The sequence below is a fragment of the Bradyrhizobium ottawaense genome (genome assembly GCF_900099825.1).
GTDB classification, from domain to species: domain Bacteria; phylum Pseudomonadota; class Alphaproteobacteria; order Rhizobiales; family Xanthobacteraceae; genus Bradyrhizobium; species Bradyrhizobium ottawaense_A.
Genome location: NZ_LT629693.1, coordinates 430,212 through 455,244, shown reverse-complemented (window position 1 = coordinate 455,244; position 25,033 = coordinate 430,212). Strand labels below are relative to the sequence as shown.

The following is a 25,033-nucleotide window of genomic DNA, read 5'->3' as shown; positions in this document are numbered from 1 at the left end:
AGTGGAGTTCCGGTTCGCGTGAAGAAAACGCGTTAGACTAAAAAGCAAATGGAGCCCGGTTCGACCGGGCTCCCGCATTTTGATTTCCCGGCGAGGGCTGCCATGGCTGAGTTCGACGTCGATCTGTTCGTCATCGGGGGCGGTTCGGGCGGCGTGCGCGCCGCGCGCATCGCGGCCGGCCACGGCGCCAGGGTCATGGTCGCCGAGGAATACCGGATGGGCGGCACCTGCGTGATCCGCGGCTGCGTGCCGAAAAAGCTGTTCGTGATCGGCTCCCACGTCAGGCACGAGATCGAGGACGCCGCGGGTTTTGGCTGGACCGTCGGCGAGGTCTCCTTTGACTGGCCGACGCTGGTCGCCAACAAGGACCGCGAGATCGCGCGGCTCGAGGGCATCTACACGTCAAATGTCGAGAAGAGCGGCGCCAAGGTCGTGAAGACCCGCGCGGTGCTGGAAGACGCCCACACATTGCGGCTGATGACCGGCGAGAAGGTCACCGCGAAATATATCCTGATTGCGACCGGCGGCGCGCCCAACCACGGCCCGGCGTTTCCCGGCATCGAGCACGTGATCTCCTCCAACGAGGCGTTCCACCTGAAAGAGCTGCCGAAGCGCATCGTGATCCAGGGCGGCGGCTATATCGCGCTGGAATTCGCCGGCATCTTTAAAGGCTATGGCTCCGACGTCACCGTGATCTATCGCGGCGACAACATCCTGCGCGGCTTTGATGAGGACGTCCGCAAGCACGTGCGGGCCGAGATGGAAAAGCAGGGCATCAACATCATCACCGGCTGCACCGTCGACAAGGTCACAAAACACGGCGCGGAATTCACCACGCATCTGTCGAACGGATCGAGCATCGCCTCCGACCAGGTGATGTTCGCGATCGGGCGGCATCCCAACGTCGCCAATCTCGGGCTGGAGAGGGCGGGCGTCGCCATCAACCCGAAGAACGGCGGCATTGCCGTCGACGGCTGGTCGAAGTCGTCCGTCGACAACATCTATGCGATCGGCGACGTCACCCATCGCATCAATCTGACGCCGGTGGCGATCCGCGAGGGCCATGCCTTCGCCGACACCGTGTTCGGCAAGCGCCCGGTCGCGGTCGACCACGCCACCATCCCGACCGCCGTGTTCTCGCAGCCCGAAGTCGGCACCGTCGGCCTGACGGAAGCCGAAGCCCGCGCGCAGTTCTCCCATGTCGACATCTACAAGACCGATTTCCGCCCGATCAAGGCGACGATGTCCGGCCGCGACACCCGCATCCTGATGAAGCTCGTCGTCGACGGCGCAACCGATCGCGTGCTCGGCTGCCACATCGTCGGCGACGCCGCCGCCGAAATCATCCAGGCCGTCGCCATCGCGGTGAAGATGAAGGCGACGAAAGCCGATTTCGACTCGACGATCGCGCTGCATCCGACGGCGGCGGAAGAGTTGGTGACGATGCGGACGCCGACGGCGAGGTATGTGCGGGAAGCGGCGGCGGAGTAGGGGGGGCGAGGTAGCGATCGCGTCTTACGGACGTGATGCAAAACTATTGATAAATATTGCGGATTTCGCCTTATGATCGCAAAGCGCGCATGCGCAGCCCGCACTTACTCAAATAGTGCTCACTGCTCCTATTTTGAATTGTCCGATCTGACCAATTTCAGCGTCAACGTTTATCCCAAGGAAAGTGGACTCAACCGCGGGCTCTCCATGAATTGCCGGTCTCATCCAGAACTTTAGAAGGAAGCCACGTCGATGGGCGGTTCCAAATTGGAGGCTGCCGCCGACGTCATTGAACGCCTCTTCCTGAATAATTCGCTGTAAGGCTAACTTTGGCGCGCGCTTGAGAACTTGTCCCGCCAACTCAGCGAACACACCATCTATCCTTTGAGCCACCTGCTGCTTGTGTTTGCCTAGTAGAAGGTAGCTCCCCTCCGTGTACAACTCTGATCGAGCAAGAAACATTCGGGGCGGCACTTGTGTGTGATCTGGCCCGATATGAAAAGCGACATAGCGTTCTTCACGGACGCACCATCCAACTACCGCACATTCGAACGCGAGTTCGGTTTCTCGAAGGTACCGCTCTGCGATGGAACGCAAAGCGGCGCCTACATCTTCAAGCGCCGGTGGCTGTGCATTAGGCGGAGCTATAAGAGTTTGAAAGCAGGTGTTCGCTACAGAATAGGTCAACAATGCAGGGAGAGTGCTTCCTACAAAGCAAAATCCTAATCGATTTGCATGCACAAGATTCGTGAAATCTCCACCTGGGCCTGGCGTATGACATGCAATCGTGAGCGGAAAAATCTTGGAGGCACTGTCTGTAATTGAGCCCCCTACGTTCGGATAAGAAACCTTTGTATCCGCCACGATCCACGCCATATCATCATGAGGTTCGTACCAAACCGCTACGACGGTCATGTTTGCTCCCTTGTTCGGTGCAGATAGCGCATGAGCCCGCGCGGCAGCTTGCGGATGCATTGAGCGGTCAAGCTGACGGTATCGCAAATGCATCCGCTTGTATGGCGTAATCTCCCGCGCCTCCGCCAGTTCGATCGTGTGCGCCGGCGACGCATGACGCGTAGGGCGGATTAGCGAAGCGTAATCCGCCGCTCGTCGATGATAAAAAGGCGGGTTACGCCTTCGGCTAACTCCCCTACGTGCGGCATCCCGCTTCAGGGCTGCAACGAGCCCAGGTAAGCTCCGAGCGCGATCATGTCGTCGTGCGTGAGGTTGGCGACCGTTGGCTTCATCAACTCGGCCGAGGCTCCCGCCCGTTTGCCCTTCCGGATGTCGTAGAGCTGGCGCACCAGATAGCTCGGCGAGCGTCCGGCGATGCGGGGTATCGGGCCGACACCTCTGAGGTCCGGCCCATGGCAGGTGGCGCAGGGCGCTGTCTTGCCGGATCCGCCGGTCTTGACCAGGGCTTCTCCCCTGGCGACGCTGCCGACCGGCACATAGGCGGTGAATTGCGCGCGGGAATCGCGATGCTCGAATTGCGCCATGTCCACCGGGACCTCGACGATGCGCTGTCCGAGCGGCTCCATCCCGGCATCGGGCAAGGTCGTGTAGAACATCCGCGCGATCTGCGTCTTCGGCACGTTGTCGGTTTCCACCACCTTGATGTTCGGTGTCGGCTTCAGCGCCGAGAAATAACCGGCCGCGGCGTGGACCTCGTCGTCGGTGGCGGCCTTGGCGATCGCGATCATGAGGGTGATCGGACTTCGCGCGGGGCCGGCGAAGCTCCGTGCGCCGCTCTTGAAGTCGGCCATTTGCTGAACAATGTAGTCGGCGGGAAGGCCGGCGAGGCTGGCATTCTCCGGACCGCCGGTACCTGATGCGCGGTGACAGGAGCCACAGGCCCGGGCGTCCGGCCGCCGGCCATGGACCACGGCTTCTGGCATCGGCGGATGATCAGCGGGATGCCAGTCGGGCACGAAGAACAGATCGCGTTCCTGCGTGATGGTGAACGCGGCGTCGCTGTCGGGCACGTGTTTCGGGATGCCGTCATCGGGCGCAGGCTTGAAGTCCGGCGCCCATGGATAGGCCCAGGCGGGGAACTGGTCGGTCGCCGAAGCCGGCGTCTTTGCGACGGCGTTGTGATGGTACGTGATTGCCACTGCCAGCGACACGAGCGTCACCAGCACAAAATTCATGCGAGAATTCATTCGTTCACCCTGTCGGTGCGCGCTAACGCGCGTGGTTTGCAAATGGCGTCAAAACCGGCCGACGCGTTTATGGGCCCTAACGGGCGGCTTGAACAGAGCGCGAGAGACTACCGATCCCCGCCGCCCTCTGCTAACGCTATCCGTCAGCACAGGGATAACGGAGTCACCAAAACCATGATTGAGCAGATCGGTATCGTCGGCGCGGGCACGATGGGCAACGGGATTGCGCAGGTCTGCGCGGCGGCGGGGTTGTCGGTGACCATGACCGATATTTCCGATGCCGCGCTGACGCGGGGCATGTCGGTCGTGACCGGAAGCCTGGAGCGGCTGGTCAACAAGCAGAAGATGACCGACGCCGACCGGCAGGCCGCGCTCAAGCGCATCGCCACCACGACGGACAGCGCCAAACTCGCCGATTGCGATCTGGTGATCGAGGCCGCGACCGAGAACGAGGATCTGAAGATCAAGATCCTCAAGGACCTCTGCACCAAGCTGCGGCCACAGGCTTTGCTCGCGACCAACACCTCGTCGATCTCGATCACAAAGCTCGCCGCCGCCACCGACCGGCCGGATCGCTTTATCGGCATGCATTTCTTCAATCCGGTGCCGCTGATGGCGCTCTTGGAATTGATCCGGGGCCTGCAGACCTCCGACGACACCCACGCCAAGGCCGCCGAGTTCGCCAAGCGCATCGGCAAAGTCGCGGTTACCGCGAAGAACAGCCCGGGCTTTGCGGTCAACCGCATCCTGTGCCCGATGATCAATGAGGCGATCTTCGCATTGCAGGAAGGCATTGCCACCGCCGAGGACCTCGACGCCGGCATGAAGCTCGGCTGCAACCACCCGATCGGGCCGCTGGCGCTGGCCGACATGATCGGGCTCGACACCATGCTGTCGGTGATGGAAGTGTTTTACGAAGGCTTCAACGATCCGAAATACCGCCCGGCGCCGCTGTTGAAGGAAATGGTCGCCGCCGGCCATCTCGGCCGCAAGACCGGGCAGGGGTTTTATAGTTACGGGAAATAATCTGCGTCATTCGTAGGATGGGTGGAGCGAAGCGATACCCATCAGATACTTGCGCGGCAGGTGATGGGTGGAGCGAAGCGATACCCATCAGATACTTGCGCGGCAGGTGATGGGTATCGCGGAGTTTATCATCGGGCCGGCCGAAGGCCGGACCCGGTGGCTCCACCCATCCTACACATCCAATTAAGGGAAACGTCATGCGTATTGCGGTTGTCGGCGCCGGCGGCGTTGGAGGCGGATTTGGTGCGGCGCTGGCGAAAGCGGGTGCCGACGTCACCTTCATCGCGCGCGGTGCGCATCTGGCGGCCATGAAAAGCGCTGGCTTGAAGATTCAGGGCGGCCGCGGCGAGACCCATGTGGTGCCGACGCAGGCGACCGACGATCCCAAAGGCATTGGCGCGGTCGATGTGGTGCTGTTCTGCGTCAAATTGTGGGACGTCGAAAGCGCGGGCGAGGCGATCAAGCCGCTGGTCGGGCCGAACACGGCAGTTATTCCTTTGCAGAACGGCATCGACGCCGCCGAGCGGTTGTTGCCGATCCTCGGCCCGAAGGCGGTGATGGGCGGTGTCGCGCAAATCAGCGCCTCGATCACCGCGCCCGGCGTCATCACGCAGGTCGGCACCTTCATGCGCATGATTTTTGGCGAGCTCGACGGCACGCGCACCCAGCGCGGCGAGGATTTCCTCGCGCTGTGCCAGAAGGCCGGCTTCGACGCCACGCTGAGCGATCAGATCGTCACCGAACTCTGGATGAAGTTCGTGCTGCTCGCCAGCAATGCCGGCATCACGGCGTCGACGCGCCAGCCGATCGGCAAGTTGCGCGACGATCCGGATATTCGCCCGGTGATCTTGGCGGCGTTCCAGGAAGTGATCGATGTCGGCCGCGCCAGGGGCGTGCCGCTGCCGGCCGATGCGCTGGGCAAGATCGTCGAATTCATCGGCCACGCGCCGCCGGCCATGAAGGCCTCGATGGCGCTCGATCTCGACCGCGGCAACCGGCTGGAGCTGCCCTGGCTCAGCGGCAAGGTGGTGGCGCTTGGCCGCGAACTCGGCGTGCCCACGCCGACCCACGGCACGATGTATGCGATGCTGAAGCCCTACGTGATGGGGAAACCGGCCTAGGCGTTCGCGCTTATCGTCATTGCGAGGAGCGCCAGCGACGAAGCAATCCATGTTTCGGCAAGCCGCGCTATGGATTGCTTCGCTTCGCTCGCAATGACGAAATAGCAACCTACGATCTGCAGACTGCCCGACGGGCAAATCACCCCAAGATGTTGGTCCAGCCCTTCGCGCAAAAATATTCCGCTTGGGCCGTCGCGCAAATCAGATTTACGACTCCCGCCATCCTGTCCCACCAGAGCAACTGTGCTGAAGTAGACCGGTGATCGGCTGGCCTCAAGGCTGGCGCGAGGCGCGCCCCCGCCTTCGGCGGCTTACGGCCTTGACGCCGTCCGCTCCCCGGTCTGTTGGCTAGGCATGCGCTCGGTCGAGGACCGAGCGCGGTGAAGTGCGCTCGCTCAATTCAGTGCGTAACGGCTGGGATCCCATTTCTGCCGGCGTGCGATCATTGTGTTGAGGATGATGATCAGCTTTCGCATGCAGGCGACGAGCGCAACCTTCGGCTCCTTCCCCTTGGCAAGTAGCCGTTGATAGTAGGCCTTGAAGACAGGATTGTTCTGTGTGGCCGCGCCGAGGCACGGCATGTAGAGGGCGTTTCGGACCCAACGGCGGCCGCCCTTGATGTGGCGTTCGCCGCGGCGCTTTCCGCTATCATCGTCATAAGGGGCAACGCCTAACAACGCCGCGGCGATCTCGTCGCTCACTTGGCCAAGCTCCGGCATTCCAGCAATGAGGTTCGCTGAGCTCGTTTCGGCAAAGCCTGGCACGCTCTCGACGATCTCGGCGCGTTCGGCAAGATGAGGTGTGGCCCTGACCTGGGCCGAGATCGCGACTTCGAGCTTGGCAATTTCCTCGAGCAAGCTCTTCAAGATACGGGTCCGCGCTTTCCGAGCCTGTCCTGGTGCAGCATGCTCGTTTTGAGCTTCCAGTCGTATCTTGAGATCGACCAGATTGAGACGAGCTTTCACCAGCGCCTGCAGCTCTTCGCGCGCGGCATCGTGCACTTGGCCCGGCGCCTCGCTGAACGTCTCTGCGAACCAAGCGATCATCTCTGCATCAATCGTATCGTTCTTGGCCAGGCGTCCGGCCGACTGCGCAAAGCTGCGGACTCGCTTGGGGTCGACGATCCGTACGGCGATGCCGGCCAGACGGAGCACCTTCCCCCAATCGCGCTCATAGCCGCCGCTGGCCTCCATCACCGCCCTGTTCACCTTGTGCTTGCGAAGCCAGGCAACCAGCTTGCGATGACCCTGGGCAGTGCTCGGATACGTCTGCCGCAGCGCCAACTCGCGAATGCACGCATCGACCTTGTCCTTTGCTACATCGATGCCGACGACAACGAGACCATTTTGTGCCATCATCCACTCCCTTCCTTGCTCGGTACGGGCTCAACGGCCCTTGCAACTGTTCGGGTTGAGGAAGACACCGGAGCTGTCCCTCGCTCTCATACAGGCTCTGCCGCTTTGGGGCGTTACGGGCTCAGTTCCAGCAACGGGCGGTTCTGCTTCAACCGCCCGTTCGCACATTCTGCCAGTTTTTGCCGACACAAGGGGCGCTCGCGATCGTCACGACGTGCGGAGAGATGCGGTGGACGCAGGGTCACGACTGACGAGCGTGGCCTTTGCGTACGGTGAAATCGTTTGGGTCCGACGCCCCGATGCAGGCGTCAAGTTCGAGGGCAGCCAACGCTGCCGGAGAGCGATGGTGTCACAAAAAGCAGGGTCACCAGGACGATCTCGTATAAGCCGTAAAGCCATTGCGCAGGGAAGGCCGGAGGCTTCCGCCAAACCTGTATGCTTGCGTGCACCATTTTGTTGCAACTATCGCACGCAAGACCGCGGGTGCAGCGCGCACCCGGTCTTCCCTGCGCCCTCTGATTTCGAGGGCAAGGTTTTCTTTCAAAACTTCGGGCGCATCGCGCCGCGAGAACAATTTCGCTTACCCTCCCCTGGAGGGGGAGGGTCGGCTCACATGAAGCGCAGCGGAATGTGAGACGGGGTGGGGTGATCTCTCAACTCGGGCACTGCTCGCGAGGAGAGACCGTCACCCCACCCCGCCGCTCATTGCATGAGCGTCGACCCTCCCCCTCCAGGGGAGGGTGAAAGAAGAGGGCGCTTGAATGACGGCGAGCCTACTCCCCCGCCTGGATCCATTCCGCCGCCCCGCGCCACAGCGTGTCGCGGTGTTCGGCGCGGAAGAAGCCCATATGGCCGATCGACGCGACGCCGGTGTCGGCGGGCGTCACGGTGATGATCTCGGGCTTGATCGAGGTGAAGCCCGAGCACAGCAACTCGACCGCCGGCCGCGTCGCCCAGGGATCGTCGGACAGGCACTGCGCGCGCAACGCACCCTTGTAGTTCGGAAAGTTCTGCAACGCCTCGAGCTTGGAATCGAACAGATAACGCGGGCTCATCACCCAGGAGACCCATTGCACGAACGCATCCTTCGGCAGGTCCATGCCGAGCCCCGCTTTACCCGGCATGTAGCCGAGCGCGCGGGTGAGGGGCAGGCCGATGAAATTCAGCAGCGCATAGACGCGGTAGCGCTCCGGCGCCGTCATCAGCTTCCAGTAGCCGGCCTGTGCTGCGATCAAGAGCGCGCGCGAAATCTCGGTGTTGTTCGGCAGCAACCCGAGCACCTGGCCGCCGAAGGAGTGCCCGACATAGGCGAACGGCATGCCGTGATAGCGTTGCCGCATCCACGCCACAGCGGCGGTGATATCCTGCGCCGCCCAGTCCGACATCGAGGCCTTGAAGCCGACCAGCGACTTCGGCTGGTTGTAGCCGGTCAGCGATTTCTGCCTGCTGTCGCCGGTGCCGCGATAGTCGTAGGTCAGAACCGCGCAGCCACGCTTGGCGAGATAGCCGGCAAAGCCGCGATAAAGCTTGCGATGGACCGCGGTCGCCGAATTGATCAGGACAGCATTGCGCTTGGCGCCGCGCGGCAGAAACAGCGTCGCCGCCAGCGGATAGCCATCGGCTGCCGGCAGCGTGATATCATCGACAAAGACGTCGTCCTGAGCCGGATCGGCCACCGCGTCTCCTCCGTAAGGTATCTTGCGAGCGCCACAGCAAATGCGAATTCGGCTTTTCCCGCAAGGGCTTGACGAAACAGGTGGAAATCTGGCTGGCGGTCGGCAGAAGGCCTGTGTATAACGCGGCCCTTCGCGACTTTCCGGTAAGTAGCGGTTTTTGCTCAGGAGTTAACGCCCATGTCCGAGCGGTGGACACCCGACAGCTGGCGCACCAAGCCGGTGCTGCAAATGCCCGATTATCCCGATGCCAAGGCATTGGCGGATGTCGAGGCCCAGTTGGCCACGTTTCCGCCGCTGGTGTTCGCCGGCGAGGCCCGCAACCTGAAGAAATCGTTAGGCCGCGTCGCGGCCGGCGAGGCCTTTTTGCTGCAGGGCGGCGATTGCGCCGAGAGCTTTGCCGAGCACGGCGCCAACAACATCCGCGATTTTTTCCGGGTGCTGCTGCAGATGGCTGTCGTCCTGACCTATGCCGGCGCGCTGCCGGTGGTGAAGGTCGGCCGCATCGCCGGGCAATTTGCAAAGCCGCGCTCGTCGAACACCGAAAAGATTGGCGGCGTCGAACTGCCGAGCTATCGCGGCGACATCATCAACGACATCGCCTTCACGCCCGAAGCGCGCATTCCGGATCCGCAGCGGCAGTTGGATGCCTACCGGCAGTCGGCGGCGACGCTGAATCTGCTGCGCGCGTTTGCGACCGGTGGTTTCGCCAATCTCGGCAGCGTGCACCAGTGGATGCTGGGCTTCCTCAAGGACTCGCCGCAGTCCCGCCGCTACAAGGAACTGGCTGATCGCATTTCGGACGCGCTGAATTTCATGCAGGCCTGCGGCCTCGATCTGGAAAGTCATCCCGAACTGCGCGCCACCGATTTCTACACCAGCCATGAAGCGCTGCTGCTCGGCTACGAGCAGGCCTTCACCCGCGTCGACTCGACCACCGGCGACTGGTACGCGACCTCGGGCCACATGATCTGGATCGGCGACCGCACCCGCCAGCTCGACCACGGCCATGTCGAATATTTCCGCGGCATCAAGAACCCGATCGGCCTGAAATGCGGCCCGTCGCTGAAGCCGGACGAGTTGCTGAAGCTGATCGACATCCTCAATCCCGACAACGAGCCGGGACGGCTGACGCTGATCAACCGCTTCGGCTCCGACAAGGTCGGCGATCACCTGGCGCCGCTGATCCGCGCCGTGCAGCGGGAAGGGCGCGTCGTGGTCTGGTCGTGCGATCCGATGCACGGCAACACCATCACCTCGACGTCGGGCTACAAGACCCGCCCGTTCGACCGCGTGCTGTCGGAAGTGAAATCGTTTTTCGCCATCCATGCCGCCGAAGGCACCCACGCCGGCGGCGTGCATCTGGAGATGACCGGTCAGGACGTCACCGAATGCATCGGCGGCGCGCGCGCCATCACCGACGAGGATCTCAACGACCGCTATCACACGGTCTGCGATCCCCGCCTCAACGCCGAACAATCCATCGACATGGCTTTCCTGATCGCCGAACTGCTGAAGCAGGATCGCGTGGCTAAGGAAAAGCCGATGCCGGCCGCAGCGGGACTTTGATTTGCTGCGAATCTGGCGGGCCACGGTCAACACGCGTAACGGATTAGCCTTTGCGATCCGGTCGGAGCAGGCTGTCCGCGAGGAACTGTTTGCGCTGGCGCTGTCGCTGCCGCTGGCCTGGCTGGTCGGCGCCACCGCGATGCGCCGGTTCGAACTGGTCGCGGCGGTGGCTTTTGTGCTGGTGGTGGAACTGCTCAACACCGCGATCGAAAAGCTCTCCGACCGCCTGACCACCGATCACGATCCGCAGATCGGCCTGGTCAAGGATATGGGATCGGCCGCGGTCGGCGTGGCGCTGCTGATGGCCGGCGGGTTCTGGCTGTTCGCCCTCGCCGAACGCATGGGCGCGATCTAAAGCGAGCATTTGCAGTTTGCTCTTGTGCAAGGCACCATCGGCTCATGACCGAAACGACATTCACGATCACGCTGGCGCAGTTGAACCCGACGGTCGGCGACGTTGCCGGCAACGCCGCCAAGGCGCACGCCGCGCGCGACAAGGCCAAGGCCGACGGCGCCGACCTGCTGGTGCTGCCGGAATTGTTCATCACCGGTTACCCGCCGGAAGATCTGGTGCTGAAGCCCGCGTTCCAGGCTGCCTGCCGCGCCGCGATCGAGGAGCTGGCGCGCGAGACCGCCGGCGGCGGACCGGCGGTGCTGATCGGCACCCCCTGGGTCGAGGACGGCAAACTTTATAATGCCTGCGCGCTGCTCGATCAGGGCCGTATCGCCGCCCTTCGCTTCAAGGCCAACCTGCCGAACTACGGCGTGTTCGACGAAAAGCGCCTGTTCGCACGCGGTCCGGCCGCGGGTCCGGTCACCGTTCGCGGCATCCGGGTCGGCGTTCCCATCTGCGAGGACATCTGGCTCGAAGAGTCGGAGGAATACGAGAACGTCGTCGAATGCCTGGCCGAGACCGGCGCGGAAATCCTTGTCGTGCCGAACGGCTCGCCCTATGCGCGCGACAAGAACGATCTGCGGCTGTCGATCGCGGTGGCACGCGTCACCGAGAGCGGCTTGCCACTGGTCTATCTCAACCAGATCGGCGGGCAGGACGAATTGGTGTTCGACGGCGCCTCGTTCGCGCTGAACGCCGATCTGTCGGTTGCGGTCCAATTGCCGGCGTTCGAGGAAAACATCACCACCTTGCGCTGGACCAAGGGCGCGGATGGCTGGCGCTGCAAAGGCCCGGTCGCGCCGCTGCTCGACGGCGACAAGGGCGATTACGCGGCCTGCGTGCTCGGCTTGCGCGATTACGTCCGCAAGAACGGATTTCCCGGCGTGTTGCTCGGCGTCTCAGGCGGCATCGATTCCGCACTTTGCGCGGCGATCGCGGTCGATGCGCTCGGCGCCGAAAAGGTCCGCGGCGTGATGCTGCCGTTCCGCTTCACCGCCCAGGTGTCGCTCGACGATGCCGCCAAGCTCGCCAAGGCGCTCGGCTTTCCCTACGAGGTGCTGCCGATCGCGGATGCCGTCAACGGTTTTGAGAAGATTCTGTCGGTGCCGTTCGCAGGTCTGCCGCGCGACATCACCGAGGAAAACCTGCAGGCGCGCACCCGCGGCACGCTGCTGATGGCGATTTCGAACAAGACCGGCGCCATGGTGGTCACGACAGGCAACAAGTCGGAAATGTCGGTCGGCTACGCCACCATCTATGGCGACATGAACGGCGGCTACAATCCGATCAAGGATATCTACAAGACCGAGGTGTTCCGGCTCTCGAGCCTGCGCAACGAATGGAAGCCGGACGGCGCGCTCGGGCCGTCGGGCGAGGTTATCCCGGTCAACATCATCATCCGGCCGCCGACGGCGGAGTTGCGCGAGAACCAGACCGACCAGGATTCGCTGCCGCCTTACGACATGCTGGACGGCATTCTCGAACGTCTGGTCGAGCGCGAGGAGCCGCTGGCGGCGATCATCGCGGCCGGTTTCCCGGCCGATGTCGTGACGCGGATCGACCGGCTGCTCAATGTCGCCGAATACAAGCGCCGCCAGGCCGCGCCGGGCGTGAAGGTGACGCAAAAGAACTTTGGCCGGGATCGCCGCTATCCCATCACCAACCGCTTTCGCGACAACGGCAAGGCATTGCCGGAGCCCGACGAAGAGCTCGTCGCGCGCGCCGGCCGCGCATCGGCGGACGCGTTCGAAGGCTAGCTTCGCGAAAATTTACTGCTTCGGCGGGATGAACGTCGGGCCGACGGTGCGGATCGGCTTTTTCTCATCGGTCGCGCCGGTCGGCTCAGGTGCCGGCGTTGCAGGCGGCGGGGCGGTGGCCGTGGTGGCGGCGGGAGCCGCTCCCTTTTTGGCCGGCGTGGTTTTCGCCCCCGGCTGCGCGCGCTGCTGCATCTTTCGCGCGCTTTCCTCGGTGACGATGATGTCGCCCTGCTGTTCGGCGGCGGCCTTGTCCTCGACCGATTTCAGCGCGTCGGACCAGGTCTGGCCCGCCGCCTTGCAGGCGCAGGACGGGTTGAACTCGCTGCGAAACTTGAACGCGTTCGGAAGTGCCGAATAGGGCTGGCCGCTGACCGAGACCGCCTGGTTGATGTCTTCGCCGGGGTTGCGGTAGGTGAACAAACTCGCTTCCGTCGCCGGGCACAGCGCCTTGCAGGTCTTCTCGTCGTCGGGAAACCGCGCCTGCACGGTCGCGAACGAGACCGGGAAATAGGCGCCGTCGCAGGTGCGGACGCAGACGGTGCGGAAGGTGCCGGACTGCGGACCGAATTCGGCAGCCGGCGGCGGGATCTGGTTGCCGTTGTTGTTGCCGAACAGATTGTCCATGAAATTGCCACCGCCGCGCGCCGCGGCCGCATATTGCGGACCGCAGTTGTTCTGCGCCAGCGCGGTCAGCACCGAACGGCGCTGGTTTTCGCGGTCGGCGCCGCCGATGCCGCCGCTGCGCAGACGTTCAAGGCTGGTGTTGATCTGATCGAGATTGCCGCGCATCTGCTGGATCTGGTTGTTGACCGGTCCGCATTGCGCCGACTGGCCGTTGAACAGCGAGAAGAAGCCCGAGCTTTCGCAGCCCATGCGCTTGGCCTGCATCGTGACGCGATCGAGTTCGGCCTGCTGCTTGGCGGCCGCCTCCTGGTAGCGGCGGATCTGCTCGTCCTTGGCGGGATCGCCGCTGCCGGCGCCGCGGTCGATGGTCGCGAGTTGACCTTCGAGCCGGACGCACATCGGATTAGACTGCGCGGGATTGGCCTGCGCGGGACCCGCCTGCGGCGCGCTTTGCTGAGGCGGCGGCGGAGCGCCCTGGCTCATCTGCGCCAACGCAGGCGCGTTCACGGCAACGAGGCCGAGCAGCATGGCGCCAGTCAGGATCCGGCGGGGAAAGGCAGCGTCAGGTATTTCGAGCATATCCGGCCATCGAGAGGTTCCGCGTGGCTCGAGAGCCTTGAGGCGCGGCCATGGCGGCATCGTGCGGCCACGGCCGCATCACATACCTGCTTCTCGGGGCAGCGTCACGTCGTTTCCGGGGCGCGGGTGTGGCAAACCGCCCCTTGATTCGGCAGGGATAACCGGGTCAGCGCTGGCAGGTGATGGCGACGTATTCGTCGCAGCCACTGCCGGTGCATTTCTCATTCCCGGCCTTGGAAACCGAGCCGGTAATTTCGTCGGGATCGACGCGGCGATAGGCGGTGGCCTGTGCAAATTCTCGTGACTGGCAATTGGAGCGGGCGGCATGGGCGCCGCACTTGTCGCCCCTGGCCAGGCACTGATCGACGCCGTAGCCATCGGCCTGATTGGCGACGATGAAAACGCGGCTGTCGGCATGCGCGGCCGAGACGACGAACAGAAGTCCGCAGACCAGGATTGCATCGAAAATGAATGCTGACGAAATTCGCATGGGCAACACCGGTGCGGGATTAGGGACCGCCCTCAGGAATAAGCCCAAAATGTTAATAATGATTAACCATGATCGCCCGACGGCAATGTCGGGAGGCGGCGGATCGGCCAATTCGGCCCCAAATCGGGCGCAAGCAAGGCCTTGACGCCGTGCCCCGGGCTGGGACATGGTGGAACCATGAACGGTCTCCTCGCCATCTGCAGCATTTGCCGCGAGATTATTAGCTAGCGATTCGCTGGCTGAGGCCGTCTTTTCTCAACATGAGATCACTCGACGCCCGGCCGCAACGGACGGGATATCCATGCAATTGCGCCTCTACGATACGTTGACCAAGGAGAAGCGGCCGTTCACGCCGCTCGATCCCTCGAATGTCCGCATGTATGTCTGCGGACCAACGGTCTACGACTTTGCCCATATCGGCAATGCGCGCCCGGTCATCGTGTTCGACGTGCTGTTCCGGCTGCTGCGGCACCTCTACGGCGCCGAGCACGTCACCTATGTCCGCAACATCACCGACGTCGACGACAAGATCAACGCGCGGGCGGTGCGGGATTTTCCGGGTCTGCCGCTGAACGAGGCGATCCGCAAGGTTACCGAAGTGACCGCCAACCAGTTTTACGCCGACGCTGCGGCATTGGGCTCACTGCCACCGACGTTCGAACCCCGCGCGACTGACTTCGTGCTGCCGCGCGCGGACGGCAAGACGGATATGGTGACGCTCATCAAGCAGTTGATCGCGCGTGGTCACGCTTATGAAGCGGGCGGCGAAGTTCTGTTCGATACGGCGTCGATGCCGGACTATGGCGCGCTTTCGGGCCGCAAGCTGGACGAGCAGCGACCGGGTGCGCGCGTCGCTGTCGATGCGCACAAGAAAAATCCGGGCGATTTTGTGTTGTGGAAGCAATCGTCCGGCGACGAGCCGGGATGGGAAAGCCCGTGGGGCAGGGGCCGCCCGGGATGGCACATCGAATGCTCGGCCATGAGTGCAGCCTATCTCGGCGACGTGTTCGACATCCACGGCGGCGGCCTGGATTTGATCTTTCCGCATCACGAGAACGAAATCGCGCAATCGCGTTGCGCGCATGGCACACCCGCGATGGCGAATTACTGGATGCACAATGAATTCGTGCAGATCGAAGACACCAAGATGTCGAAGTCGCTCGGCAACTTCGTCACGATCCGGGAACTGCTGGCCGATTGGCCGGGCGAAGTGCTTCGCCTCAATATGTTGAAGGCGCATTACCGCTCGCCGATGGACTGGACGTTGAAGGGATTGGAAGAAAGCGCAAAAACGCTCGACGACTGGTATTGGGTCGCCGCCGACATCAAGGGCGGACGGCCTTCCGATGCCGTCATCGCGTCGCTGTCGGACGACCTGAACACGCCGCAGATGGTCGCGTCGCTGCACGGTTTGCGGAATAGTGCTGCTTCCGGAAACGATGGGGATCGCGACCAGTTTGCTGCTTCCCTGCGCCTTCTCGGTTTCCTCTCCGAGAGCGCTGCCGCATGGAAGGGCCGAAAGCAGCAGGCCAGCGGCGTCGATGCGACGCAGGTTGACCGGCTGATCGCGGAGCGTGCCGCCGCGCGAGCGCGAAAGGACTTCAAGGAGTCCGATCGTATCCGCGACGAACTCGCCGCCATGGGCGTGGCCATCAAGGATGGCAAGGATGCCGACGGAAAACCCGTGACCACCTGGGAGATCGCGTGATGGGGCAGACCTTGCCCAAACCCGGTCTGCGGCCGTTTTTGCCGGCGGATGCGCCGATCCTGGCGGCGATTTTCGTTGCCGCGATCCAGGAGTTGACCGGCGACGACTACAGCGAAGCGCAGCAGGAAGCCTGGGCTGCTGCCGCCGAAGATGAGGCGGCATTCGGCAAACGTCTCGCCGGCCAGTTAACGCTGATCGCGACGTTGCAGAATTCGCCGGTGGGTTTTGTCTCGCTGAAAGGGGCCGATCACATCGACCTGCTCTATGTGCATCCGGGCGCGGCGAGGCAGGGCATTGCCACGATGCTGGTCGACGCGCTGGAGAAGCTCGCCGGCGCCCGCGGCGCCACGAATCTGACGGTCGACGCCAGCGATACCGCGGAGACGTTTTTCCAGAGGCGCGGCTATGTCGGCAAGCAGCGCAACACCATCACCGTCAATGGCGAATGGCTCGCCAACACCACGATGCAGAAGACGCTGGCTGAAAACGCCGCGCCGGGAGCGCCATCATGAGCCGCGAACGCCTTTATCTGTTCGACACCACGCTGCGCGATGGCGCCCAGACCAACGGCGTCGATTTCACGCTGCATGACAAGCAGATCATCGCCGGCATGCTTGACGAACTCGGCATCGACTATGTCGAGGGCGGCTATCCCGGCGCCAATCCGACCGACACCGAATTTTTCGCCACCAAGCCGAAGCTCGACCACGCGAAGTTTACCGCGTTCGGCATGACGCGGCGGCCGGGCCGCTCGGCCTCCAACGATCCCGGGCTCGCCGGCATCCTGGAAGCCAAGGCGGATGCGATCTGCTTTGTCGCCAAAGCCTCCGCCTACCAGGTGCGCGTCGCGCTCGAGACCACCAACGAGGAAAACATCGCCTCGATCCGCGACAGCGTCGGCGCGGCAAAGGCCGCCGGCCGCGAGGTGATGGTTGATTGCGAGCACTTTTTCGACGGCTACAAGGAAAACCGCGAATTCGCATTGGCCTGCGCGAAGGCCGCCTACGAATCCGGCGCACGCTGGGTGGTGCTGTGCGATACCAACGGCGGCACCATGCCGCACGAGGTTGAGACCATTGTCGGCGATGTCGTGAAAAACATCCCCGGCGGCAATGTCGGCATTCACGCCCATAACGACACCGAGCAGGCGGTGGCGAATTCGCTGGCCGCGGTGCGCGCCGGCGCGCGGCAGATCCAGGGCACGCTGAACGGACTTGGCGAGCGCTGCGGCAACGCCAACCTCTGTTCGCTGATCCCGACGCTGCGGCTGAAGAACGAGTTCTCCGACGCGTTCGAGATCGGGGTGACGCCGGAGAAGATGGCGACGCTGATGACGGTGTCGCGCACGCTCGACGACATGCTCAACCGCGCGCCGAACCGCCACGCCGCCTATGTCGGCGAAAGCGCGTTCGTGACCAAGACCGGCATTCATGCCTCCGCCGTGATGAAGGACCCGCACACCTACGAGCATGTGCTGCCTGAATTGGTCGGCAACCATCGCAAGGTGCTGGTGTCCGACCAGGCCGGCCGCTCCAATGTGATGGCCGAGCTCGACCGCGCCGGCATCCCCTATGAAAAGAGCGATCCGAAACTGGCGCGCCTGGTCGAGGAGCTGAAGGAGCGCGAGGCGGCTGGCTTTGCTTATGAGTCCGCCAACGCCTCGTTCGATTTGCTGGCGCGGCGCACGCTCGGCCGGGTGCCGGAATATTTCCGGGTCGAGCAGTTCGACGTCAATGTCGAGCAGCGCTACAACGCCAACGGTCAGCGCGTCACGGTGGCGCTGGCGGTGGTGAAGGTCGATGTCGCCGGCGAGCATCTGATCTCGGCGGCCGAAGGCAACGGCCCCGTCAATGCGCTCGACGTCGCGTTGCGAAAAGACCTCGGCAAGTACCAGAAATACATCGAAGGCCTGAAGCTGATCGACTACCGCGTGCGTATCCTCAATGGCGGCACCGAAGCGGTGACGCGGGTGCTGATCGAGAGCGAGGACGAGCAGGGCGAGAGCTGGACCACGGTCGGTGTATCCCCCAACATCATCGACGCCTCGTTCCAGGCGCTGATGGATTCGGTGATCTACAAGCTGGTGAAGTCGAACGCGCCGGCGTGAATGAGAATGTAGCCCGGATGAGCGAAGCGAAATCCGGGGCTTGTATCGACAGTAGACCCCGGATTTCGCTTCGCTCATCCGGGCTACGGGGAGAGAGCGGGGGGCCTTCACATGATCGACCACATCTCCGTCGGCGTCAGCGACCTCGAACGTGCCGCACGCTTCTATGAAGCAACCTTGGCGCCGCTCGGCCTGTCGCGCTTGGTGACGCGTCCCGCCACTATCGGCTTCGGCAAAAATTATCCGGAGTTCTGGATCAACCTTCGCGCCGGGATCGCGCCGGTCTCGCACGAGAGCGGCACCCACATCTGCCTTCGCGCCAAAGCCACCGGCGATGTCGATGCGTTTCATGCCGCGGCGCTGGCGACCGGCGGCCGCTCCGACGGTGCGCCCGGGCTGCGGCCGCATGATCGCGTGCGCTATTACGCCGCCTTCGTCATCGACCCCGATGGCAATCGCATCGAGGCGGTGACGTTTCCGAGCGAATAAAGACGCGCGCGGCTAAAGCCGTCGCGCCACTTCCGGCGCCATTTCCTGGGTGCCGGCGGGGGCGAGCGCAGCGGCGGCGCGCAGGCGCGGCAGGATATCCTCGACCCGTTCAGCCTTGAGAATGTCGATACTTAGCCCCGGGCGAATGAACTCGGTGACGCGCATATGCGAGAGCAGCGACAGCAGCGGTTCCCAGAAATTGTCGATATTGGCGAGCAAGATCGGCTTGTTGTGGCGGCCGAGTTGCTGCCAGGTCATCTGCTCGACCAGTTCCTCCAGCGTGCCGATGCCGCCGGGCAGGGCGACGAATGCGTCCGAGCGTTCGAACATCAGCCGCTTGCGCTCATGCATGTCGGGCGTGATGACCATCTCCTGCACGCCGGACATCGCGTTTTCCTTGGCCCGGAGAAATTCCGGAATGATCCCGGTGACCGAGCCGCCGTGATCGAGCACGGACTTGGCGACCGCGCCCATCAACCCGACCGATCCGCCGCCATAGACGAGCCGGACATGGTTCTGGGCGAAAACCTTGCCAAGGGCCACGGCTGCTTCGACAAAGCGGGGATTGGAGCCGGAGCCGGAGCCGCAATAGACGCAGACGGTTTTGATTTGGTTCATCCCTTTCATGTGGCACTGCAGCGAAAAAAGCTCAAGTCCGGCGATGCCGGGGCCGCAGCGGAATTGGCCCGGAAAGGTCCCCAAAACGGGAAAGTTTTATCTTTCAAGGCTGTACGGAGCATTCAAACGCTCTATATGACGGGCATATGCGAGCCCCTGAAAAACATCTGATTGCGAACCGGTGCGCCCACCTGATGCGGGCGCCGAACTGATGGCCCATACCGATTCGCACCCGCGGGCCCATGACGCCCCGTCATCAGCCAGTCCCGCCGACAAGGCCACGCTGATCGGGACGCTGGTGCATTTGTGGCCGTTTATCTGGCCGGGCGATCGTGCCGATCTCAAAATGCGCGTGGTCTGGTCGGTGGTGCTGCTGCTGATCGCCAAAGTCGCGACCCTGGCGGTGCCGTTCACCTTCAAATGGGCGATCGACGCGCTCAGCGGTGCGGGCAGCGCACCCGTTCAGCCGTCGAACTGGACGCTGTGGCTGATCGCGTCGCCGCTCCTGATGACGCTCAGTTACGGCGGCCTGCGCGTGCTGATGGCGATTTTGACGCAATGGCGCGACGGCATCTTCGCGCGGGTCGCGATGCATGCGGTGCGCAAGCTCGCCTACATCACCTTCGTTCACATGCATGAATTGTCGCTGCGCTTCCATCTCGAGCGCAAGACCGGCGGCTTGACGCGGGTGCTGGAGCGCGGCCGCTCCGGCATCGAGGTGATCGTGCGGATGGTGATCCTGCAACTGATCCCGACCGTCGTCGAGGTCGTGCTGCTGGCGGGCGTGCTGCTGTGGCAGTTCGACTGGCGCTATGTCGCCGCCGTCCTGCTCACGGTCGTCGTCTTCATGTACTTCACCTATCTCGCGACCGAGTGGCGGATCGAGATCCGCCGCAAGATGAACGATTCCGACACAGAGGCGAACACCAAGGCGATCGACTCGCTCTTGAACTACGAGACGGTGAAATATTTCAGCGCCGAGCAGCGCGAAGCCACGCGCTACGACCACTCGATGGAGCGCTTCGAAAAGGCGAGCGTGAAGACCTATACGTCGCTGGCACTGCTCAATACCGGGCAGGCGGTGATCTTCACCGCCGGCCTTACCGCGACCATGCTGATGTGCGTGTCCGGCATCCGCAACGGCACCCATACGGTCGGCGATTTCGTCATGATCAACGCCATGATGATCCAGTTGTATCAGCCGCTGAATTTCATGGGCATGGTCTATCGCGAGATCAAGCAGGCCATCATCGACATCGAGAAGATGTTCGAGGTCCTGTCGCGCAATCCGGAGGTCAAGGATATCAAGGGGGCCGTGCCCCTGATCGTGAGTTCGGGCAATGTGCGTTTCGACGACGTGCGTTTTTCCTATGATCCCGAGCGGCCGATCCTGAAAGGTCTGAGCTTCGAGGTGCCGGCCGGCAAGACGGTCGCGATCGTCGGTCCCTCCGGCGCCGGCAAGTCGACGATCTCGCGGCTGCTGTTCCGTCTTTATGACGTCTCCGGCGGCAGAATCCTGATCGACGGCCAGGATATCCGTGATGTCACGCAGGGTTCCTTGCGGGCGTCGATCGGCATGGTGCCGCAGGATACCGTGCTGTTCAACGACACCATCCGCTACAACATCCGCTACGGCCGCTGGGACGCCAGCGATGCCGAAGTGGAGGAGGCCGCGCAACTGGCGCAGATCGACAGTTTCATCAAGATGTCGCCGAAGGGATATGAAACCCAGGTCGGCGAGCGCGGGCTGAAATTGTCGGGCGGCGAGAAGCAGCGGGTCGCGATCGCACGCACGGTGCTCAAGGCGCCGCCGATCCTGGTGCTCGATGAAGCGACCTCGGCGCTCGACAGCCACACCGAGCACGAGATCCAGGAATCGCTGGAGCGCGTCTCGCGCGGCCGCACCTCGCTGGTGATCGCGCACCGGCTCTCGACCATCGTCGGCGCCGATGAAATCATCGTGCTCGATCAGGGCCGCATCGCCGAACGCGGCACCCACGCCCGGCTTTTGGCTTCCGGCGGACTCTATGCCAGTATGTGGAACAGGCAGCGTGAGGCCGAGGAGGCGCGGGAGAAGCTCGCGCAGATCGACGACGACAACGGGGCGCCGAACCGCGTCCCGCCGCACGTCGATGATCAACCCGGCGCTCCCGTGCAAGAGCCTGTCAAAGACCCGGCGAAAGATCCGATAGCGACCGCTGCGGAATAATCGTAAGGAAACGTCGCCTCCCGGTGCGGGATTGTGACAGACAACAGCGAGCCATCATGTCGATTGTGAATTCGATCCGCGCGCAGATCCCGCCGATTCATCGGGAGGGCTATCCCTTCATCGGCGGCTTTGCGCTGGCCAGCCTGGTCCTGTTCTGGATCTGGACCCCGCTGGGCTGGATCGGAACCCTCCTGACGGTCTGGTGCGCACTGTTCTTCCGCGATCCCGTTCGCGTGACGCCGGTGCGCGAAGGCATCGTGGTGGCGCCGGCCGACGGTCGCATCTCGATGATCGCGCAGGTGCTGCCGCCGGCCGAACTCGGTCTCGGCGACCGGCCGCTGCCGCGGATCTCGATCTTCATGAGCGTGTTCAACTGCCATGTGAACCGCAGCCCCGTTGCCGGCCGGATCGACCGCATCGCCTACCGTCCGGGCGCGTTCATCAATGCCGAACTCGACAAGGCCAGCGAAGACAATGAGCGCAACTCGCTGGTGATCTCCACCGCCAACGGGCGGATCGGCGTGGTCCAGATCGCCGGCCTGGTGGCGCGGCGGATCGTCTCATTCGTGCGCGAAGGGCAGTCGATCGGTGCCGGCGAACGGTTCGGCCTGATCCGGTTCGGATCGCGTCTCGACGTCTATCTGCCGGAAGGCATGAAATCGCTGGTTTCCGAGGGCCAGACCGCGATTGCGGGTGAGACCATTCTGGCCGATTTCGGCTCCAGCGAGCAGGGGCGGACTTTCCGCGCCGATTAACCATCCGGGCGGCCGGACCTGCTGCCTGGGGCGTGCGATAGCGGAAGCCGGCTGCGCCTGCTATATATTGGCAAGCCATGACGCCCTTCGACCCCCAAAATCCGCAAATGCGCCGCCGCCGGTTTCGCCCGATCCCGGTGCGAATGCTGGTGCCGAACTTCATCACCTTGCTGGCGATCTGCGCCGGGCTGACGGCGATTAGGCTGTCGACCGAAGGACGGATGGATCTCGCGGTCTACGCCATCGTGTTTGCGGCCGTGCTCGACGGGGTCGATGGCCGCGTCGCGCGCATGATCAAGGGCCAGTCGAAGTTCGGTGCCGAACTCGACAGCCTCGCGGACTTCGTCAATTTCGGCGTCGCGCCCGGCCTGATCCTGTACTTCTGGCAGTTGCACGAACTCAACAATGGCGGCTGGATCGCGGCGATGGTGTTTGCGATCTCGGGCGGCCTGCGGCTGGCGCGCTTCAACGCCTCGATCGACGATCCCGACAAGTCGGCCTTTGCGGCGAATTATTTCACCGGCGTGCCGGCGCCGGGCGGCGCGATCCTGGCGCTGCTGCCGGTCTATCTCGCCTTCCTCGGCATTCCCCGAGCGCCGGCCGTGCTGACCGCGGCCTATACGCTTCTGATCGCATTCCTGATGGTGTCGCGGCTGCCGGTATTTTCAGGCAAATCGGTGAAGATGCGGGTGCCGCCGGAGATGGTGCTGCCGGTATTCGTCTCGGTGGTGTTCTTCATCGCGCTCTTGATCGGCTATCCCTGGTACATCCTGTCGATCTGCTCGGTGCTGTATCTGATAAGCCTGCCGCTGGGATGGAAGTCGTATCGCGATCAAGAGCGCCTTGCGGCGTCCGCCGCGGCGGCGACGACGGCCGGTGCTGCCGCACCGACGACGACGACGGCGGCTTCGGCATTTGCGCCAGCGCCAAGCGATACCGAGGACGAACGGCCGACGAGGCTGAACTGAGGCCTGCGCGCAACTTCCGATATCTGCCATGAGCCGCCGCCTAGTTGGGTTCGATCCCGATCTAGGTTATAGGGCTATGGATGCACGGCTTTCGAAAAACAGCCGGCCCGATAATTAATCAAGGAGAAACGCCGTGAACAAAGCCGTTACAGCCCCGCTGCCCGCGTCCGTCCTCGAAGCGCTGGGGCGGTACGACACGCCGACGATCTGCAATGCGATGGAAATCGTCGCGCCCGAGCGCCGGCTGATCGGCTACACCACCAAACCGCTGGTCTGCCCGTTTCCCGATCTGCCGCCGATGGTCGGCTATGCTCGCACCGTGACGATCCGCTCGGTGCTGAAGTCGGGCCTGCCGGCCGATGAGCAAGCCAAGCGCCGCATCGAATATTACGAATATGTCGGCACCGGATTTGGGCCCCGCATCACCGTGATCCAGGACATCGACGGCGAAGACGTCGGCTACGGCGCGTTCTGGGGCGAGGTTCAGAGCAACGTACACAAGGCGCTGGGTTGTCTCGGCGTCATCACCGACGGCTCGATCCGCGACATCCCGCAATGGGCGCCGGGCTTTCAGGCGCTGGCCGGATCGATCGGACCGTCGCACGCCTGGGTGCATGCGGAAAATTTCGGCGGCGAAGTCCGCGTTGCCGGCATGACGGTGCGCTCGGACGATCTCATTCACGCCGACAGCCATGGCGCGATCGTGATCCCGCACGATATCGCTGCGAAAGTTCCCGATGCCTGCGAACTCTGCGCCCGCCGCGAAACGCCGATTCTGGAAATCGCCCGCAGCAAGGATTTCTCGCTCGAGAAGCTGAAAGCGGCGCTGAAGAAATCGGCGGAGATTCACTGAAGCAGAACCACTGACGAAAAGTCAGGGCACTTCGGCAGGCGAGGGAAGAAACGTGATGCGCGGGTTTTGGGCGGCTGTGTTGTTGATCCTCGTCGGCGTCCCCGCTGCCGAAGCGCAGACCTGGCCATCGCGCCCCATTACGCTGGTGGTTCCGTTTCCGCCGGGCGGCTCGACCGATGCCGCTGCCCGGATCATGGCCGAGCGGATGCGCGCGCCGCTCGGGCAATCCGTGGTGATCGAGAATGTCGGCGGCGCCGGCGGCAGCATCGGGGTCGGGCGCGTCGCGCGCGCGGCGCCTGACGGTTACACCTTCGACATCGGCCAGTGGGACACCCATGTCGGCAGCATCATCTACAAGCTCGATTACGACCTCGAAAAGGATTTTGAGCCGATCGCGCTGATTTCCAACAATCCGCAGCTGATGGTCGCCAAGAACGACCTGCCGGCGAATACGCTTGGCGAACTCGTGACCTGGATGAAGGCGAACCCCGGCAAGATCAACTTCGTCAACCAGAACGCGGCGGCCAATGTCTCCGGCGTGCTGTTCGAGAACCTGACCAAGCAGAAAGTGCAGTTCATTCCGTACCGCGGCGCCGGGCCGGCGATGACCGACCTGATGTCGGGCACGGTGGATTTGCTGGTGGTGCAAGGGGCGGTGGCGCTGCCGCAGATCCGCGCCGGCAAGATCAAGGCGCTCGCCAATCTCTCGCCGCAGCGTTCGGCCTCGATGCCTGACATTCCGACCGCCGACGAGACCGGCGTCGCCGGCCTCTATATGTCGGGCTGGTTCGGCTTTTGGGCGCCGAAGGGGACGCCGAAGGAGATCATCGCGAGACTCAATGCCGCGACAACCGAGGCGCTCGCGGACTCCGCGATCCAGAAACGGTTCACGGAACTGGGCCTCGACGTCGCGCCCCGCGCCCAGCAGACGCCGGAAGGGCTGGCCGCGTTCCAGAAGACCGAGATCGAAAAATGGTGGCCGATCATCAAGGAAGCCGGCATCGGCGCGCAGGCGCAATAGACGCCCGCCACGGCGGCCTTATGGTTAGCAAAAGATTGAGATAGCGCCGGATCGTCCGCCAGGC

At 63.3% G+C, this 25,033-nt stretch carries 22 protein-coding genes; 15 read left to right on the top strand and 7 right to left on the bottom strand.

Features of this window, described 5'->3' with window-relative positions; translation table 11 throughout:
• The first annotated feature begins 102 nt into the window (after window positions 1-102).
• Window positions 103-1,491: a glutathione-disulfide reductase gene (gene gor / locus BLR13_RS02220; RefSeq protein ID WP_074832083.1), complete on the top strand. Its 1,389-nt coding sequence runs from the start codon at window positions 103-105 to the stop codon at window positions 1,489-1,491.
• 108 nt (window positions 1,492-1,599) lie between these two features.
• Here gor and BLR13_RS39830 read toward each other — a convergent pair whose 3' ends face one another.
• Together BLR13_RS39830 and BLR13_RS02210 are read right to left on the bottom strand one after the other, a co-directional pair.
• Complete coding sequence (locus tag BLR13_RS39830) at window positions 1,600-2,406, bottom strand: hypothetical protein (protein WP_143039811.1); 807 nt, start codon at window positions 2,404-2,406, stop codon at window positions 1,600-1,602.
• Window positions 2,407-2,660: 254 nt separating this feature from the next.
• Window positions 2,661-3,641, bottom strand: a complete 981-nt coding sequence (locus BLR13_RS02210) for a c-type cytochrome (RefSeq protein WP_074828018.1) — start codon at window positions 3,639-3,641, stop codon at window positions 2,661-2,663.
• Between the two features lie 186 nt (window positions 3,642-3,827).
• On the opposite strand from BLR13_RS02210, the gene BLR13_RS02205 reads away from it, so the two are divergent.
• Both BLR13_RS02205 and BLR13_RS02200 read left to right on the top strand, forming a co-directional pair.
• Window positions 3,828-4,679, top strand: a complete 852-nt coding sequence (locus tag BLR13_RS02205) for a 3-hydroxybutyryl-CoA dehydrogenase (protein ID WP_074828021.1) — start codon at window positions 3,828-3,830, stop codon at window positions 4,677-4,679.
• 197 nt (window positions 4,680-4,876) lie between these two features.
• Window positions 4,877-5,800, top strand: coding sequence for a ketopantoate reductase family protein (locus tag BLR13_RS02200; protein ID WP_074828024.1), 924 nt, complete (start codon window positions 4,877-4,879; stop codon window positions 5,798-5,800).
• Window positions 5,801-6,195: 395 nt separating this feature from the next.
• Here the strand turns inward: BLR13_RS02200 and BLR13_RS02190 are convergent, their stop codons facing one another.
• Together BLR13_RS02190 and BLR13_RS02185 are read right to left on the bottom strand one after the other, a co-directional pair.
• Window positions 6,196-7,158 (bottom strand): IS110 family transposase, encoded by a 963-nt coding sequence (locus BLR13_RS02190; RefSeq protein ID WP_091976312.1) that lies wholly within the window; start codon window positions 7,156-7,158, stop codon window positions 6,196-6,198.
• A 770-nt stretch (window positions 7,159-7,928) separates the two neighbouring features.
• Window positions 7,929-8,831: an alpha/beta hydrolase family protein gene (locus BLR13_RS02185; RefSeq protein ID WP_074828028.1), complete on the bottom strand. Its 903-nt coding sequence runs from the start codon at window positions 8,829-8,831 to the stop codon at window positions 7,929-7,931.
• 177 nt (window positions 8,832-9,008) lie between these two features.
• Here BLR13_RS02185 and BLR13_RS02180 point away from each other — a divergent pair, with 177 nt between their 5' ends.
• The 3 genes from BLR13_RS02180 to BLR13_RS02170 are packed head-to-tail and all read left to right on the top strand — an operon-like array spanning window position 9,009 to window position 12,548.
• Entirely contained in the window at window positions 9,009-10,397 is a 1,389-nt protein-coding gene (locus BLR13_RS02180) for a class II 3-deoxy-7-phosphoheptulonate synthase (protein ID WP_074828036.1), read from the top strand.
• Between the two features lies 1 nt (window position 10,398).
• On the top strand, window positions 10,399-10,752 hold the full coding sequence (locus BLR13_RS02175; protein ID WP_074828038.1) for a diacylglycerol kinase: 354 nt from the start codon (window positions 10,399-10,401) through the stop codon (window positions 10,750-10,752).
• A 44-nt stretch (window positions 10,753-10,796) separates the two neighbouring features.
• Complete coding sequence (locus BLR13_RS02170) at window positions 10,797-12,548, top strand: NAD+ synthase (RefSeq protein WP_074828040.1); 1,752 nt, start codon at window positions 10,797-10,799, stop codon at window positions 12,546-12,548.
• A 12-nt stretch (window positions 12,549-12,560) separates the two neighbouring features.
• Here the strand turns inward: BLR13_RS02170 and BLR13_RS02165 are convergent, their stop codons facing one another.
• Window positions 12,561-13,751 (bottom strand): DUF2865 domain-containing protein, encoded by a 1,191-nt coding sequence (locus BLR13_RS02165; RefSeq protein ID WP_244525055.1) that lies wholly within the window; start codon window positions 13,749-13,751, stop codon window positions 12,561-12,563.
• Window positions 13,752-13,917: 166 nt separating this feature from the next.
• On the bottom strand, window positions 13,918-14,241 hold the full coding sequence (locus BLR13_RS02160) for a hypothetical protein (RefSeq protein ID WP_074828043.1): 324 nt from the start codon (window positions 14,239-14,241) through the stop codon (window positions 13,918-13,920).
• Between the two features lie 301 nt (window positions 14,242-14,542).
• On the opposite strand from BLR13_RS02160, the gene cysS reads away from it, so the two are divergent.
• From cysS to BLR13_RS02140, 4 genes are all read left to right on the top strand, one after another.
• Entirely contained in the window at window positions 14,543-15,949 is a 1,407-nt protein-coding gene (cysS, locus tag BLR13_RS02155; protein ID WP_074828045.1) for a cysteine--tRNA ligase, read from the top strand.
• Window positions 15,949-16,461, top strand: coding sequence for a GNAT family N-acetyltransferase (locus tag BLR13_RS02150; RefSeq protein ID WP_074828049.1), 513 nt, complete (start codon window positions 15,949-15,951; stop codon window positions 16,459-16,461). The genes cysS and BLR13_RS02150 overlap by 1 nt, the downstream gene beginning before the upstream one ends.
• Complete coding sequence (gene cimA / locus BLR13_RS02145; RefSeq protein ID WP_074828054.1) at window positions 16,458-18,056, top strand: citramalate synthase; 1,599 nt, start codon at window positions 16,458-16,460, stop codon at window positions 18,054-18,056. Before BLR13_RS02150 ends, cimA begins: the two co-directional genes overlap by 4 nt.
• 111 nt (window positions 18,057-18,167) lie before the next feature.
• Window positions 18,168-18,545, top strand: a complete 378-nt coding sequence (locus BLR13_RS02140) for a VOC family protein (protein ID WP_074828058.1) — start codon at window positions 18,168-18,170, stop codon at window positions 18,543-18,545.
• Between the two features lie 12 nt (window positions 18,546-18,557).
• On the opposite strand, the gene BLR13_RS02135 is transcribed toward BLR13_RS02140, so the two are convergent.
• Entirely contained in the window at window positions 18,558-19,163 is a 606-nt protein-coding gene (locus BLR13_RS02135; RefSeq protein WP_074832088.1) for a TIGR00730 family Rossman fold protein, read from the bottom strand.
• Between the two features lie 211 nt (window positions 19,164-19,374).
• Here BLR13_RS02135 and BLR13_RS02130 point away from each other — a divergent pair, with 211 nt between their 5' ends.
• The 5 genes from BLR13_RS02130 (at window position 19,375) to BLR13_RS02110 (ending at window position 24,969) form a co-directional block, all read left to right on the top strand.
• Window positions 19,375-21,372, top strand: coding sequence for an ABCB family ABC transporter ATP-binding protein/permease (locus BLR13_RS02130; RefSeq protein ID WP_074828060.1), 1,998 nt, complete (start codon window positions 19,375-19,377; stop codon window positions 21,370-21,372).
• A gap of 53 nt (window positions 21,373-21,425) precedes the next feature.
• On the top strand, window positions 21,426-22,127 hold the full coding sequence (locus tag BLR13_RS02125) for a phosphatidylserine decarboxylase (protein ID WP_283806930.1): 702 nt from the start codon (window positions 21,426-21,428) through the stop codon (window positions 22,125-22,127).
• A 77-nt stretch (window positions 22,128-22,204) separates the two neighbouring features.
• Window positions 22,205-23,095, top strand: a complete 891-nt coding sequence (locus BLR13_RS02120) for a CDP-alcohol phosphatidyltransferase family protein (protein WP_074828068.1) — start codon at window positions 22,205-22,207, stop codon at window positions 23,093-23,095.
• Between the two features lie 133 nt (window positions 23,096-23,228).
• Entirely contained in the window at window positions 23,229-23,948 is a 720-nt protein-coding gene (locus BLR13_RS02115) for an RraA family protein (protein WP_074828071.1), read from the top strand.
• Window positions 23,949-24,003: 55 nt separating this feature from the next.
• On the top strand, window positions 24,004-24,969 hold the full coding sequence (locus BLR13_RS02110; RefSeq protein ID WP_091976318.1) for a Bug family tripartite tricarboxylate transporter substrate binding protein: 966 nt from the start codon (window positions 24,004-24,006) through the stop codon (window positions 24,967-24,969).
• Window positions 24,970-25,033 lie beyond the last annotated feature (64 nt).